This window comes from Nocardia lasii (genome assembly GCF_042658545.1).
GTDB classification, from domain to species: Bacteria; Actinomycetota; Actinomycetes; order Mycobacteriales; family Mycobacteriaceae; genus Nocardia; species Nocardia lasii.
On record NZ_JBHSQN010000002.1, the window covers coordinates 338,315 to 350,984 of the forward strand.

Below are 12,670 nucleotides of genomic sequence, written 5' to 3' on the forward strand. Positions count from 1 at the left end.
CGGTTCCGTCGCGCTGGTGGTGGCACCGCTGGTGCGCGACCACGGCGTCGAGTACCTGATCGCGACCGTGCTACTCGCGGGCGTATTACAGATCGTCATGGCGCGCTGCGGCGTCGCGTCGCTGCTGCGGTTCATTCCGCGCTCGGTGATGACCGGGTTCGTCAACGCGCTGGCCGTGTTGATCTTCTCCGCGCAACTGCCGCACCTGATCGACGTGCCGTGGCCGGTCTATGTGCTGGTCACCGGCGGTCTGCTGATCATGGTGGCACTGCCCAGGTTCACCACCGCGGTGCCCGCGCCGCTGGTGGCGACGATCATCCTCACCGTCATCGCGGTGATCTTCGCCATCGAGGTGCCCCGCGTGGCCGACGAAGGCGACCCCGACGCCGGCATCGCCATGCTCGGGCTGCCGATGGTCGAATTCTCCTGGCAGACACTGGGTATCATCACCCCCTACGCGCTGGGCGTGGCCCTGGTCGGGCTGATCGAAACGCTGATCACCGCCCAGCTCGTCGACGACCTCACCGGCACCTCGTCGAATCACCGGCGCGAGAGCTGGGGACAGGGCGTGGCCAATATCGCCACCGGATTGTTCGGTGGCATGGGCGGCTGCGCGATGATCGGCCAGACGATGATGAATGTGAAGACCTGTCACGCCAGGACCCGCATTTCGGTATTCGTGGCGGGACTGGTGCTGCTGTGTCTGGTCACGGTGCTCGACTCGGTGCTCGCCGCGATTCCCATGGCCGCGCTGGTCGCGGTCATGGTGGCGGTCTCGGCCACGACCATGGACTGGAATTCCCTGCGGCCCTCGACCTTTCGACGCGCGCCGATCGTGGAGTCGGTCGCGATGCTGGTCACCGTGGCGGTGACCCTGGTAACGCACAATCTCGCGTACGGGGTCATCGTCGGCGTGGGGTGCGCGATGGTGGTGCCCGCGTATCGACGCCTGCGCCCGAAACCCTGAATTCAGCCGACCGACAAGAGCCCAGGTTTCATCACCTGGGCTCTTGTCGTTTCATCGATGAACCGCGGTCGCGAAAAGCAGTGCCACACACAGAGATATCACCGCACAGGCGGTCGACACGATCGCCACCGGCGCTCGGACGAGCCCCCGCCCCGCCACCAGCCGGCGACCGCGTCGACAACCGATCACATACACCACCAGCGCTCCGGCGAGCGCCACCGCGCACACGACACCTGTTGCCGTATCCCATTTCTCGGGAACCACCAGCAGATCACGCCCGACGACGAGCAGACCGTTGCCCAGAATGGCCAACGAGGTGCGCGTCCACGACAGCGCCGTACGTTCGGGTTGCAATCCGGGATCGCGGAGCTCGGGACCGTTCACGACACCGCGGACACGATCGCGATCACCAGCGCGACCCCCGCCAACGCCAGCGCCGTCACCGCGGCAAGGCGAGGTCGCGGCAGCGGCTGATCCTCGCGGATGGCCCGGTCGTTGGAGCGCCACCGCAGCAGACCGCCGGCGGCCGTCGTGATCGCGAGTACCCCCAGCGTCGCCGCGGCCCCGCCCGACAGCACCGGCATCGTCGGAAACGGTCGGAAATGCGCGGTCGCCACAGACGCGGCGAGCAGTCCCAGCGACGTGCGCTGCCAGGCCAAGAATGTTCGCTCGTTGGCGAGTGTGAATCGATAGTCCGGCTCGGAAACGCAAGATTCGGGCATACGTCCAGCCTGTCGAATCACGCCCCGATATGCCAACCAATCGCCTTGGCGTAACAGATGTTTCGCCACGATGTCGAACACCGAGAACACCGAATACGAAACCGTCGCGAACACCGGGAAATGCCTTGACAGCGGCTATTTTCGGCAAGTGAATCCATGAATCGCGCGCACCCGACTCGAACGGGGTCGCAATAAGTGCGAAGTAGCTTAACTGTTCGGAAAACGTGAGTTGCTCGGGCGTAACAGTGCCCGACGAGTCTTAGGACATGTTCACCGAGAGTAAACCCCGCGGCATCGGCCGAGTCGCCACGATCGCCGCCACCGCGATCCTGGCACTCTCCTCGGCCGTGTCGGGATGCACCCTGCTCGACTCGTCGACCGTCGTCGTCAAGGTCGGCTACCAGTCCAAGACCATCAACACCATCAACGTCGGCACCCTCATGCGCGACCGCGGCGAGTTCGAACACGCGCTGCGCGAAGCCGGCAAGCAGACCGGCACCAAGTACCGCGTCGTCTGGCAGGACTTCTCCTCCGGCGCCCCGCTGACCGCCGCGATGATCGCCACCCACGTCGACATCGGCTCGATGGGCGACTACCCGCTGCTGGCCAACGGTTCCAAGACCGCCAAGTACGCCGACGCCGCCACCGAGCTCGTCGCCGTCACCGGCTACAACATGCGCGGCTCGCTCAATCAGGTTGTGGTGCCCAATGATTCGACCGCGACCACGCTGACCGACCTGCGCGGCAAACACGTCTCGACCAGCCTCGGTTCGGCGGGCGACGGGATGCTGTCCTCGGCGCTGCAACGCGCGGGCGTCGCCGTCGACGAGGTCGCCATCGCCAACCAGGACCCTTCCATCGGCGCGGCCGCCATCCAAGGCGGCCAGGTCGACGCGCTGGCCCAGTTCGTGCCGTGGCCGCAGCTGGTCGTCTTCCGCGACCAGGGTCGACTGCTCTACGACGGCGGCGACAACAACACCCCCACCTTCCACGGCGTGGTCGTGCGCAAGCAGTTCACCAGCGAACACCCCGAGGTGACCACCGCCTTCCTGCGCGCGATGCGGGCCACCAGCGACTACATCACCACCGAACCCCTGCAAGCCGCGCTGCGGATCAGCGCGCTGACCGGCATCGAACCCGAAGTCGCCTACCTCTACAACGGCCCCAACGGCCTGGTCTCCTTCGACCCCACCCTCAAGCCGCAGTTCGCCGACTCGCTGGCCAAGGCCAAGGAGTTCCTGGTCCGGCGCGGCTCGGTCACCGCGGGCTTCGACATCGGCGGCTTCCTCAACGACAGCTACCTGCGCGACCTGCTCGGCCCCGACTACGACACCCGCGCGAGCGACGTGACCAACCCGAGCACGCTCACCGGCGTCGACGAACTCTGCCGGCTGCCCGTCAGCGATCCCGCGACCGCCTCGGAGGTCTGGTTCACCGGCCAGACCACGACCACCGCCGCGGCCACCCCCAGCTGCCTGCTGCGCCGCATCGCCCCCGCCGTCGGCCGGGTCCGCGCCGGCTACGTCCCCGACACGATCACCGCGACCAAGCTCTTCGCCGACAAGGCGAGCTGGGTCATCGACCCCGACGCCCCCGCCACCGCGCGCTACCTCCCCTTCGCCACGACCGCCGCGGCCACGACCTACATCACCGACCACCCCGGCACGCGAGCGGTGAGCTACGACGCCGCCCTGACCCACTCGCTGCCCACGTCCTGACATCCCGTCCCCGAAAGGAGATCGCGCCATGGCGATCACAGCACTGCCCACCGATGACAAACCCACGATGCCGCCCGCCTTCGATCCGCGCGTCGCCCTGGCCTCGCTGCGCGAGCGCGCACCCAAGTTCACCGGACGCCGCCTCGGCGGCCTCGCCGCCTCGATCGTGCTGCCGCTGATCCCGATCACCGGCTTCATCGTGGTCTGGCACCTGCTCACCGCCAACCAGGTCGTCGCGTGGCTGCGGTTCAACCGGATGCCGACCCCGGGCAGCGTGCTGGACAAGTTCAGCGCGCGACTGGGCTCGGGCGCCTACTACGACGACCTGTTCGCCAGCGTCCAACGAATCCTGTTGGGCTTCACCCTCGCCGCGATCGTCGGCATCGGACTCGGCGTGCTCATCGGCCGCTCCCGCATCGCCCGCAAGACCCTGCGGCCCTTCCTCGAGATCGTGCGCCCCATCCCCGCGATCGCGATCGTGCCGCTGACGATCCTGCTGTTCCCCTCCAGCGAGCAGGGCATCGTGTTCATCACCTTCTTCGCCGCGTTCTTCCCCGTGGTGGTCAGCACCATCCACGCCATGGACTCGCTGCCCAAGGTCTGGGACGAGGCCGCGCGCACCATGGGCGCGAGCCGGTGGACGATCCTGCGCCGGGTGGTCCTGCCCGGTGCGATGCCCGGCATCTTCTCCGGGCTGTCGGTGTCGATGGGCGTGGCCTGGATCTGCGTGGTCAGCGCCGAGATGATCTCCGGCCAGTTCGGCATCGGCTACTACACCTGGCAGGCCTACGGATTGCTCGACTACGCCGGTGTCGTGGTCGGGATGCTCTCGATCGGCGCGCTCGGTCTGATCACCGCCTGGGTGGTCGAACTGACCGGCAAGCGCGTCAACCGCTGGCTGCCCCGCGCCCAGTGACCTCCGCACCTTCCACGACGAGGAACCCCACCATGACCACCTCCGTACTCCCCCGATCCGGCGCCGCGGTGGCACTGGACCACCTCCAGCTCGGCTTCCACGGCACCGTCGCCGCCGACATCACCCTCGATATCGCCCCCGGCGAGGTCGTCGTCTTCCTCGGCCCCTCCGGCTGCGGCAAGTCGACCATCCTGCGCGCCCTGGCCGGGCTGCTCACCCCGATGGACGGCACCGCCACCGTCGACGGCGCCTCGGTGTCGGGCAACGCGGCCCGCTGCGCGATGGTGTTCCAGGAGGACGCGCTGTTCCCGTGGCGCAGCGCGGTCAAGAACGTGCAGTTCCCGCTCCAGTTGCGTGGTCTGCGGGGACGCGCGGCCCGCACCGCCGCCGCCGGCTACCTCGAGCGCGTCGGCCTGAGCGCCTACCTCGACCACCTGCCCAGCCACCTGTCCGGCGGCATGCGCCAGCGCGTGCAACTGGCCCGCACCCTGGCCTGTGACCCCAAGGTCATGCTGATGGACGAGCCGTTCGGCGCGCTCGACGCCCAGACCCGCCTCGAGATGCAGCAGCTGCTGATCTCGGTATGGGAGCAGACGAAGATGACCATCCTGTTCGTCACCCACGATGTCGACGAGGCGCTGCTGCTGGCCGATCGGGTGGTGCTGCTCACCCACCGCCCGGCCACGGTCGCCGAGGTCATCACCATCGACCGGCCCCGCGATCCGCAGGCGCAGTTCAGCGAGGACTACCAGCACCGCCGCCGCGCGATCCTCGAATTCCTCGGTCACACCGGTCACCGCTGACCGGGGCTTGGCGAAACTGACGGGAACCCGTTTCGGGCCCGTCCTTTTCGCTGTTCGGGACAGGCGCTGACTGGTACGCCTGTTAGGTTCTAGCGAACTCGCACCGAGCGCCACCGACCCGGGAGACGACACCGACATGCCCCTCGATGACCGCGTAGCCCAGTGGGTCGCCGCGCTGGCCGCGCTCGGCACGTCGACGGCGCCGCCCGAGGTCCTCGCCCCCCTCCTGGCTCGCGGCCTCACCGACATCCACGCCGCCCTTGGCCGACCCGCACTCGACCCGGCTGTCGCCGAACGCCTCGGCGCCGCGCTCGTCGACCACGGGATCACCGATCCCGGCGCCCTACCGATCTCGGTGCCGATCCTGCGCGCGATCACCCACCCCCACGACACCGCCACCGGCGACCTCGTGATCGGCGCCTTCTGCGCCGGCTTCGCCCGCGGCCTGCGCGCGGTCTCGGCGAACGCCGAGGGCTACGAGCTGGCCTTCCGCCATTCCGGCACCGGCATCTCGATCGGCGACGAACACGGCCACATCCTCGACGCCAACGCCGCCTTCGCGCGTCTGTCCGGCCGCGACCTCGACGAGCTGCGCACCACCAGCGGCTTCATGCTCTTCCCCGCCGAACGCCAAGCCGAGATCCAGGCCCGCATCGGCGCCGCCCTCGACGCCTCCCCCGCGGGCACCATCCACATCGAGGGCCGCTTCCCCCACGTCGACGGTTCGATGCGCTGGACCGCCTGGACGGTCGTGCGCTGCGCCTCCACCTGCGGACAGCGCCGCTACCTGCTCGGTTTCGGCGACGACATCACCGAACGCCGCACCGCCACCGAGCAACTGCAATGGCAGGCCCTGCACGACCCCCTCACCGCCCTACCCAACCGCCGCTACCTGCTCGACCAGCTCAACACCGCCATCACCGAGGCCGCGCCCGACGCGGTCGCCGGGGTGTGCGCCCTCGACCTCGACAATTTCAAAGTCGTCAACGACACCTTCGGCCACATCACCGGCGACCGACTCCTCGCCGAGGTCTCCGCGCGCCTCGAGATCGCCGCCACCGAACGCGGCGCCCTGCTGGCCCGCACCGGCGGCGACGAATTCATCGTCCTGACCGCCGCCCCCACCGACCGCGCCCTGCTCGACTCCCTGGTCGCGGACCTACGCGCCGCCCTCACCACCCCCTTCACCGACGGCGAGGCCCGCATCGAGGTAGCCGTCAGCATCGGCGCGATCCTGGCACCGCTGTCCGGCGCGACCGCCGACACGATCCTCGACACGGCCGACCGCGCCCTCTACGCCGCGAAAGGCGAAGGCGCGGGCCGCAATTCACGACCCTGATCGACCCGCCTATTCAGGCTGCCCCGGCGCCAGAAAAGTCGGAAACTGATTGCGGGCGAGCGTATTCGGCGCGGCATCGGCCACCTCGACCCGATGCGGCGCACTGAACAGCGGGACCGCGTTCGACGACTCGTCACCCACCTCCGGCACCGGCTCGGACGTGACTGTCGGTAGGTCGGTCATATGGGGTTCCCCCTGAATTTCGGCGCTGAACTGACGATAACGCCGAGCATAGCCATCCCCACCGACATCCCCGACACGGCAACCTGTCCTCCCTTCGACGGACACCCTGACCAGCCCTTTCCCCCTACGCTCGAACCGCACGAGCACAACACCCCCACTCACGAAAGAGGCTGCGATGAAACGAATTCTGGCCACCCTGCGCGCCACCTGCCCCCGCTGCAACGGCTCCGGCGGACACAGCGACATGGGCAACTGGGTCAACTGCGGCTCCTGCGGGGGCACGGGGCAGAAGTAGTTCGTGGGTGGCGGCACTGCGGGTGACCCACAAATGGCACCCCAGCGTGGCCGCACGCCGTACGTATGAGAAACGAAAAAGGCCCCGATCAGATGATCGGGGCCTTTTTTGCGTGTCCGGAGGGGGACTTGAACCCCCACGCCCTAATACGGGCACTAGCACCTCAAGCTAGCGCGTCTGCCATTCCGCCACCCGGACTTGCTGGTGTGCCAAAAGATTATCCGACCCGCTGTCGTAAACCAAATCGCCTAGCTGACCTGCTGCTTTTCGGGGAGCTTCGCCGCATCGGAGTGTTGTCTCCAGCGAGCGTCGGGCGTTGTTTCGGACGTGCGGGGGCGGGTACGGCGGTAGGGACGGCTAGTGGAAGAGGTGGCGAGATGGCGAAGATCACACCTGGGCGGGGATCGGACGCGGAAGGGGCTTATCGGCGGGCTGCGCTGTACGGGGTGGTCGTGGTGGGGGTGGCCGCTCTCGTCTTCGCCGTGGTGAATGTGTGGGCGGCGGGTCGGGATGGGTGTGCCGAGGCGAGTACGCATCTGTGCGATACGCCGGCGAAGGCCGCGGTCGTGATCGGGCCCTCGCTGGTGCTGCTGCTGGGTGGGCTCGGCGCGTTCGTGCAGACCTACCGTGAGTATCGGGACGGGAAGCCGTGGGTGACCTGGCAGGGGGCGGGTTGGTTCCTCTTCATCCTGATGACGGTCTATCTGGCGATCGGGTCTGGCATGCAGGAATAGCGGGAGTCGGGCGAGGTCATACGCGCCAGATTCGTACCGTGTTGTCGCGGGCCGCCGGAGGCGAGGACCGGCCCGTCCGGGGTGAAGGTCGCCGCGTTGGCGATCGACCTCCGCTTCGATCGCGGCGAGGTGTCGACCGATCGTCACTTGCGCCTTCTGGATGCGTTGCCATAATGCGTGACGACGCGCGTCCGCGCTGTCATCGTTGTCAGCCGCAACCAACGTCGCGATCGTCGCGTCGATATGGGCCCGACCGAACAATGTCGCCAACCAGCTGTCGATCGGCGCGACCAGATGATCCTCGCGCAAGTTCACGGTCCTCGGATGTGCCTCGAGGGCTGAGCTGCCAGGCGAGCGTCGGGGCCCGGCAACGGTAATAGATCGCGCCGCGAACGACTTCGACCTCGACGACTCCTACGACCGCACCGCGGTGTACAAGATCGTGTTGGAAGAAGGCACCCACCACCACATGCACGAATTGATCAGTGGACGGCTACTTGCCGCTACTTGGCCGCAGATTCGTCCGGCACGTCACGTCCGTGCGTTGTGGGAGCAGCGGTTCCCCCAGTTGCGCGCAGGTTCCTGACGGATCACCAACTCGAACCGGCCCGCGTTGGGCCGCCGCCGCGACGATCCCCGCGCTGCACATGCCCGGCACCGAGGAGCCGCTCACGCTCAACCTCGAAATCAACGAGTACAGAACATGCGTCGAGCACGGGCATCCCAACATCGTGCAGGTTACGCGGCTTCAGCACCTGGAACGGGTTGCACCCAATCGAAGCTACTGCTGCCACCCCAGCTTGGGCGCATCAACGCCCACCACACTGACCAATTCCAGATAGATGCCGTGCCACGGCGCGCGAGGGCCGCCCAATCCAGGCTCGATTACCGCGAACTTCGCCTCTGAGCCCTCACCGAAAGCCTGCGGCTCGTCATCTGCGCCGATTCGACGTTTGAGTCCCCCCGATTCCCACAGAACCTGCGTCAAGAACATCGCCAACTCGACCTTGCTTTTCACACCGGCATTGACTTTTGCGACGCCGCTACGGTAAACGGCATCGCCGACCGGTTCATAGCCCGCTCGCACAAGGGCGGTGTTGAGGTCATGCTTGCTGATCGCGACAGCTTTCGACATGACTCAATGATATTGGGCCACTGCACTTTTCGTCTGCGAATGAGCATGCAAAGGCTGGCCGAGGTGATCGCCCGTCAATTCGGATCAGCCCAGAGATAAACCTCTGACGTGCGGACGGAGCGTGGAACTGTAGGTGGGCCGTGGCCGCGAGAGGGCTGGCGGCTGATGACGAAGGAGTTTTTTGTATGGGTGAGCCGCACTTCCACTGGTACCTCCCGACCTCGGGTGATGGACGGGAAGTGATCGGTGCGTTGCAGTCGTCGGGCGTTGTCGGCACCGCGTCGGCGCATCGGGCGCCGAGTTTGGACTATTTGACGCTGGTGGCGAAGACGGCCGAGCAGTTGGGGTTCGAAGCCGTGCTGACGCCGACGGGGACCTGGTGCGCGGATGCGTGGATCACCACGGCGGCGTTGATTCCGCAGACTTCGCGTCTGAAGTTTCTCGTGGCGTTTCGGCCGGGGCTGATCACGCCGACGCTGGCCGCGCAGCAGGCGGCTACTTTCGCTCAATTGTCCGGTGGGCGAGTGGCTTTGAACGTGGTGACCGGTGGGGACGCGGAAGAGCAGGCTCGGTTCGGTGACCGGCTCTCCAAGACCGAGAGATATGCCAGGACCGACGAGTTTCTCCAGGTGATTCGGAAGGCGTGGACCGGGCAGCCGAGTGATTTCTCGGGCGAGTATTACGACGTGACCGGTGCGATGGTGTTGCCCGCGCCGTCGCCGGTTCCGGAGGTTTTCTTCGGCGGGGCCAGCGACGCGGCGCGTGAGGTCGCCGCCAAGAACGTCGACACCTATCTCACCTGGACCGAACCGCCCGCCGCGGTGGGCGAATTGATCGATGATCTGTGTATTCGGGCCGAGAAGTACGACCGGAAGCTGACTTTCGGCATCCGGGCGCACGTGATCACCCGGGACACGCACGAGCAGGCCTGGGCCGAGGCACGGAACCTGTTGTCCCGCATGGATCCGGCGATCATCGAGCTGGCGCGAGCTCGCCTGGCGCAGGGGGAATCGGAGGGGCAGCGACGGCAGCTGGAACTCAATGCCGACCGGGACAATCTCGAGGTGTATCCCGGGTTGTGGGCGGGGTACGGCCTGGTGCGCCCCGGCGCGGGAACGGCGCTGGTCGGTAGTCATACCGAGGTCGCCGACCTCATCGAGCAGTACCGCGCGGTGGGGGTCGACCATTTCGTCCTGTCCGGTCAGCCGCATATCGAGGAGGCGTACTGGTTCGGTGAAGGGGTCCTGCCGCTGATCAACCGCCGGTGAACGCGGGCTCGGGCACCGCTCTGACCCGAATCCCCTTCTCGCTGACTGCGTAGCAGAGCTGGAGCAGCGCGCCCGGCCAGTTCGACCGGGCGGTCGGCGGATCCATCGACGAGCGTTGACCCAGATGTCACACTCGAGGCAGCACTGTCGTCTCCTCTACGAACCCGTTCAGAAGGAGACCCCCAATGCACACTGCCTCCCTTGTCATCACCGTCGTCGCTGCCCTGTGGGTCGGCTTCTCGGCCGTCTCGTTGCTGCGCCGTGCCGCGTTCGTGGTCGAACCGCTGGTCGAGTACGGCGTGCCCGAATCATGGTGGGCGCCACTGGGTGTGGCCAAAGCCGCGGGCGCGATCGGACTGCTCGTCGGCCTGGCCGTGCCCGCCGTCGGAGTCGCCGCCGCGATCGGCCTCATCCTGTACTTCGCCGGTGCCGTGATCACCGTGCTGCGGGCCCGCTCCTACAGGACAGTGGCCTTTCCGATGCTGTATCTGATTCCGGTCGCGGTCGCGCTGGGCCTCACCGTCGCGGCCTGAGCCAGGGGCTTTCGTCGTGCCGGCGGGAGGACTACGCGATCGGTGAGATCGCCGAGCGGTTCGACATCCGTGGCCGCGCACGTGATCATCGTTTCGGGGCCGACGAGTGAAGGATGACTATGCGTAGAGCGGCGTTGGGTCCGGAGCAGTGGGAGGTGTCCGCGCAAGGGCTCGGATGTATGCGAATGGGGTTGGCGCGCAAGCCAACCGACTTCGCCGACGCCGCCGACGTCATCGGTCACGCGCTCGATCGCGGCGTCACGTTTCTTGACACCGCGCAGATGTATGGAGACGGCTACAACGAGTCGCTTGTCGGCAGGGCCGTTCGCGGTCGCCGGGACGAGGTGCAACTGTGCACGAAATTCGGCGTGATCGTTCATCCCGATGGCACCTGGACCGCGCGCGGTGACGCCGCGTTCGTGCGGCAATCGTGCGATGCGAATCTGGAGCGCCTCGACGTCGATGTCATCGACCTCTACTACCTGCACCGGCGGGATCCGCGGGTTCCGATCGAAGAATCGGTCGGGGCGATGGCTGATCTCGTCGCTGCGGGAAAGGTTCGCTATCTCGGTCTGTCCGAGGTGACCGGCGACGAGTTGCGGGCCGCGCACGCGGTGCATCCGATCACCGCTGTGCAATCGCAGTGGTCGCTGTTCAGTCGGGGAATCGAGAAGGTGGTTCCGGTGTGCGCGGAGCTCGGCGTCGGTGTCGTTCCCTTCGCCCCGCGCGGCACGATGAAGCGCGTTGCAGTGGACGGCACCGGCGCACAGCTGCCGACCGAGCGGGCGGCGTTTTCCGCTGGGCTGGGCTCGCTCGCCCGCAAGTACGACGCGACACCGGGTCAGATCGCGCTGGCCTGGCTGCACCAGCGGGCTCGGGTCTGGAACGTCACGGTGGTGCCGATTCCCGGCACGACGCGCGCGGACCATCTCGATGAGAACATCGCCGCGTTGGACATCGTGCTCGATGACGACGACCTGTCGCGGCTCGACGGCCCACCGGCCAGCGCGTAACGGCGGTTCACTCGCAAAGCGCTCGCCGTCACCCACCTCGTCGCCGGACACGAGAAGCAGACCCGGTGCGGATCCGGTTCATCGCGGTAGGCGCCGCGCCTGATCGTAATTTTTATCCGCTCGCGACTCGAGCGGATCGGCTTTCCGCGCACGCTCATCGGCCATGATCGTGCCGAGCAGACTCAGCCGGTCCTCGTGGCCGGGTGCGGGCACGAACACGATCATCGTCGGTCCGGGCACGCCGCGCAGCGGATAGGCGTCCCACTCGACGTCGATGTCGCCGATCCGGGGGTGACGGATGGTCTTGGCGCCGTGGACGTTGTCGCGCACCTCGTTGCGAGCCCAGAGGCGCCGAAACTCGCCGCTGCGCAGGCTCAGTTCGCCGACGACCTCGATAGCGCGCGGGTCACTCAGGTCGTGGCCGGTCGCGGCACGGAACAGGCCGATGTAGTCGAGGGTCATCGCCTCCCAACCCTTGCAGCGCAGTCTCGAGTCGTCGTCGTGGAAGAGCACGTGCAGCATGTTGCGGCGGTCTCGGGGCAGTTCGAGGGGATCGCCGAGCAGGTCCGCCGCGGCGTCGTTCCAGGCGAGCAGATCGAGGTGGCGGCTGAGCACGAACGCCGGCAAACTCATCGACTCGAGCATGCGCTCGGCATTGTGGGGGACGCGGTCCTGCTTGCGGCGTTTCGGGGTTTCCGGTTGGCGGACCGCGCGGGCCAGGGTCATCAGGTGGCGGTGCTCGGCCGCGTCCAGGCGCAGCGCGTCGGAGATCGAGTCGAGCAGGGCGTCCGAGGGCTTCGCGCCCCTGCCCTGTTCCAGGCGCTGGTAGTAGTCGGTGCTCAGGCCCGCCAGAACCGCGACCTCCTCGCGTCGCAGGCCCTCCACCCGGCGGCGCGGTCCCGGCTCCAGGCCGAGATCTTCGGGTCGAGTTCGTTCGCGACGCGACCGCAGGAACGCTCCGAGCTCTCGTGCGGCCGCCGACGAAGTGCTCATTCGACCATTGTCCTCCGGTGCGGGGACGCCTGGGTGGGTCTAACAGACCGA

14 protein-coding genes and 1 tRNA gene are annotated in these 12,670 nt (G+C 67.3%); 9 read left to right on the forward strand and 6 right to left on the reverse strand.

Going from position 1 to position 12,670, the window contains the following annotated elements:
- Positions 1 to 967 (forward strand): SulP family inorganic anion transporter (locus tag ACFP3H_RS05340; RefSeq protein WP_378600421.1); only part of this gene is annotated, 967 nt, incomplete at its 5' end.
- A 51-nt stretch (positions 968 to 1,018) separates the two neighbouring features.
- Here ACFP3H_RS05340 and ACFP3H_RS05345 read toward each other — a convergent pair.
- Both ACFP3H_RS05345 and ACFP3H_RS05350 read right to left on the reverse strand, forming a co-directional pair.
- Positions 1,019 to 1,351, reverse strand: a complete 333-nt coding sequence (locus ACFP3H_RS05345) for a DUF202 domain-containing protein (protein ID WP_378600423.1) — start codon at positions 1,349 to 1,351, stop codon at positions 1,019 to 1,021.
- Positions 1,348 to 1,689, reverse strand: coding sequence for a YidH family protein (locus ACFP3H_RS05350; RefSeq protein WP_378601594.1), 342 nt, complete (start codon positions 1,687 to 1,689; stop codon positions 1,348 to 1,350). Before ACFP3H_RS05350 ends, ACFP3H_RS05345 begins: the two co-directional genes overlap by 4 nt.
- Before the next feature lie 266 nt (positions 1,690 to 1,955).
- On the opposite strand from ACFP3H_RS05350, the gene ACFP3H_RS05355 reads away from it, so the two are divergent.
- The 4 genes from ACFP3H_RS05355 (at position 1,956) to ACFP3H_RS05370 (ending at position 6,465) form a co-directional block, all read left to right on the forward strand.
- Positions 1,956 to 3,407 carry an ABC transporter substrate-binding protein gene (locus tag ACFP3H_RS05355; RefSeq protein WP_378600426.1) on the forward strand — a complete coding sequence of 484 codons (1,452 nt, stop codon included), beginning with the start codon at positions 1,956 to 1,958 and terminating at the stop codon, positions 3,405 to 3,407.
- A 67-nt stretch (positions 3,408 to 3,474) separates the two neighbouring features.
- Positions 3,475 to 4,323, forward strand: coding sequence for an ABC transporter permease (locus ACFP3H_RS05360; protein WP_378601597.1), 849 nt, complete (start codon positions 3,475 to 3,477; stop codon positions 4,321 to 4,323).
- Positions 4,324 to 4,355: 32 nt separating this feature from the next.
- A complete protein-coding gene (locus ACFP3H_RS05365; protein WP_378600429.1) occupies positions 4,356 to 5,126 on the forward strand; it encodes an ABC transporter ATP-binding protein in 771 nt (256 codons plus the stop codon).
- 136 nt (positions 5,127 to 5,262) lie between these two features.
- Positions 5,263 to 6,465 (forward strand): diguanylate cyclase domain-containing protein, encoded by a 1,203-nt coding sequence (locus ACFP3H_RS05370; RefSeq protein ID WP_378600431.1) that lies wholly within the window; start codon positions 5,263 to 5,265, stop codon positions 6,463 to 6,465.
- A 9-nt stretch (positions 6,466 to 6,474) separates the two neighbouring features.
- Here ACFP3H_RS05370 and ACFP3H_RS05375 read toward each other — a convergent pair whose 3' ends face one another.
- Complete coding sequence (locus ACFP3H_RS05375) at positions 6,475 to 6,648, reverse strand: hypothetical protein (protein WP_378600434.1); 174 nt, start codon at positions 6,646 to 6,648, stop codon at positions 6,475 to 6,477.
- A gap of 408 nt (positions 6,649 to 7,056) precedes the next feature.
- Positions 7,057 to 7,141: transfer RNA gene (locus ACFP3H_RS05380), tRNA-Leu, on the reverse strand.
- Between the two features lie 179 nt (positions 7,142 to 7,320).
- Between ACFP3H_RS05380 and ACFP3H_RS05385 the strand changes: the two genes are divergently transcribed.
- A complete protein-coding gene (locus ACFP3H_RS05385) occupies positions 7,321 to 7,677 on the forward strand; it encodes a hypothetical protein (protein WP_378600436.1) in 357 nt (118 codons plus the stop codon).
- 781 nt (positions 7,678 to 8,458) lie between these two features.
- Here the strand turns inward: ACFP3H_RS05385 and ACFP3H_RS05390 are convergent.
- Positions 8,459 to 8,812, reverse strand: a complete 354-nt coding sequence (locus ACFP3H_RS05390; RefSeq protein WP_378600439.1) for a hypothetical protein — start codon at positions 8,810 to 8,812, stop codon at positions 8,459 to 8,461.
- Positions 8,813 to 8,997: 185 nt separating this feature from the next.
- On the opposite strand from ACFP3H_RS05390, the gene ACFP3H_RS05395 reads away from it, so the two are divergent.
- The 3 genes from ACFP3H_RS05395 to ACFP3H_RS05405 all read left to right on the forward strand — a co-directional run bounded on the left by ACFP3H_RS05395 (position 8,998) and on the right by ACFP3H_RS05405 (position 11,626).
- Complete coding sequence (locus tag ACFP3H_RS05395; RefSeq protein ID WP_378601600.1) at positions 8,998 to 10,080, forward strand: LLM class flavin-dependent oxidoreductase; 1,083 nt, start codon at positions 8,998 to 9,000, stop codon at positions 10,078 to 10,080.
- A 185-nt stretch (positions 10,081 to 10,265) separates the two neighbouring features.
- The gene (locus ACFP3H_RS05400) at positions 10,266 to 10,613 is read left to right on the forward strand and encodes a DoxX family protein (protein ID WP_378600441.1); all 348 of its coding nucleotides are present in this window, start codon (positions 10,266 to 10,268) and stop codon (positions 10,611 to 10,613) included.
- A gap of 119 nt (positions 10,614 to 10,732) precedes the next feature.
- A complete protein-coding gene (locus ACFP3H_RS05405) occupies positions 10,733 to 11,626 on the forward strand; it encodes an aldo/keto reductase (RefSeq protein WP_378601603.1) in 894 nt (297 codons plus the stop codon).
- Between the two features lie 78 nt (positions 11,627 to 11,704).
- Here the strand turns inward: ACFP3H_RS05405 and ACFP3H_RS05410 are convergent, their stop codons facing one another.
- Entirely contained in the window at positions 11,705 to 12,619 is a 915-nt protein-coding gene (locus ACFP3H_RS05410) for a helix-turn-helix transcriptional regulator (protein WP_378600444.1), read from the reverse strand.
- Positions 12,620 to 12,670 lie beyond the last annotated feature (51 nt).

Excerpts from the sequence above, each read along its gene's own strand:
- ACFP3H_RS05350 (WP_378601594.1), bottom strand. The coding sequence starts at position 1,689 with ATGCCCGAATCTTGCGTTTCCGAGCCGGACTATCGATTCACACTCGCC.
- ACFP3H_RS05355 (WP_378600426.1), top strand. The coding sequence starts at position 1,956 with ATGTTCACCGAGAGTAAACCCCGCGGCATCGGCCGAGTCGCCACGATC.
- ACFP3H_RS05360 (WP_378601597.1), top strand. The coding sequence starts at position 3,475 with ATGCCGCCCGCCTTCGATCCGCGCGTCGCCCTGGCCTCGCTGCGCGAG.
- ACFP3H_RS05365 (WP_378600429.1), top strand. The coding sequence starts at position 4,356 with ATGACCACCTCCGTACTCCCCCGATCCGGCGCCGCGGTGGCACTGGAC.
- ACFP3H_RS05370 (WP_378600431.1), top strand. The coding sequence starts at position 5,263 with ATGCCCCTCGATGACCGCGTAGCCCAGTGGGTCGCCGCGCTGGCCGCG.
- ACFP3H_RS05375 (WP_378600434.1), bottom strand. The coding sequence starts at position 6,648 with ATGACCGACCTACCGACAGTCACGTCCGAGCCGGTGCCGGAGGTGGGT.
- ACFP3H_RS05385 (WP_378600436.1), top strand. The coding sequence starts at position 7,321 with ATGGCGAAGATCACACCTGGGCGGGGATCGGACGCGGAAGGGGCTTAT.
- ACFP3H_RS05390 (WP_378600439.1), bottom strand. The coding sequence starts at position 8,812 with ATGTCGAAAGCTGTCGCGATCAGCAAGCATGACCTCAACACCGCCCTT.
- ACFP3H_RS05395 (WP_378601600.1), top strand. The coding sequence starts at position 8,998 with ATGGGTGAGCCGCACTTCCACTGGTACCTCCCGACCTCGGGTGATGGA.
- ACFP3H_RS05400 (WP_378600441.1), top strand. The coding sequence starts at position 10,266 with ATGCACACTGCCTCCCTTGTCATCACCGTCGTCGCTGCCCTGTGGGTC.
- ACFP3H_RS05405 (WP_378601603.1), top strand. The coding sequence starts at position 10,733 with ATGCGTAGAGCGGCGTTGGGTCCGGAGCAGTGGGAGGTGTCCGCGCAA.
- ACFP3H_RS05410 (WP_378600444.1), bottom strand. The coding sequence starts at position 12,619 with ATGAGCACTTCGTCGGCGGCCGCACGAGAGCTCGGAGCGTTCCTGCGG.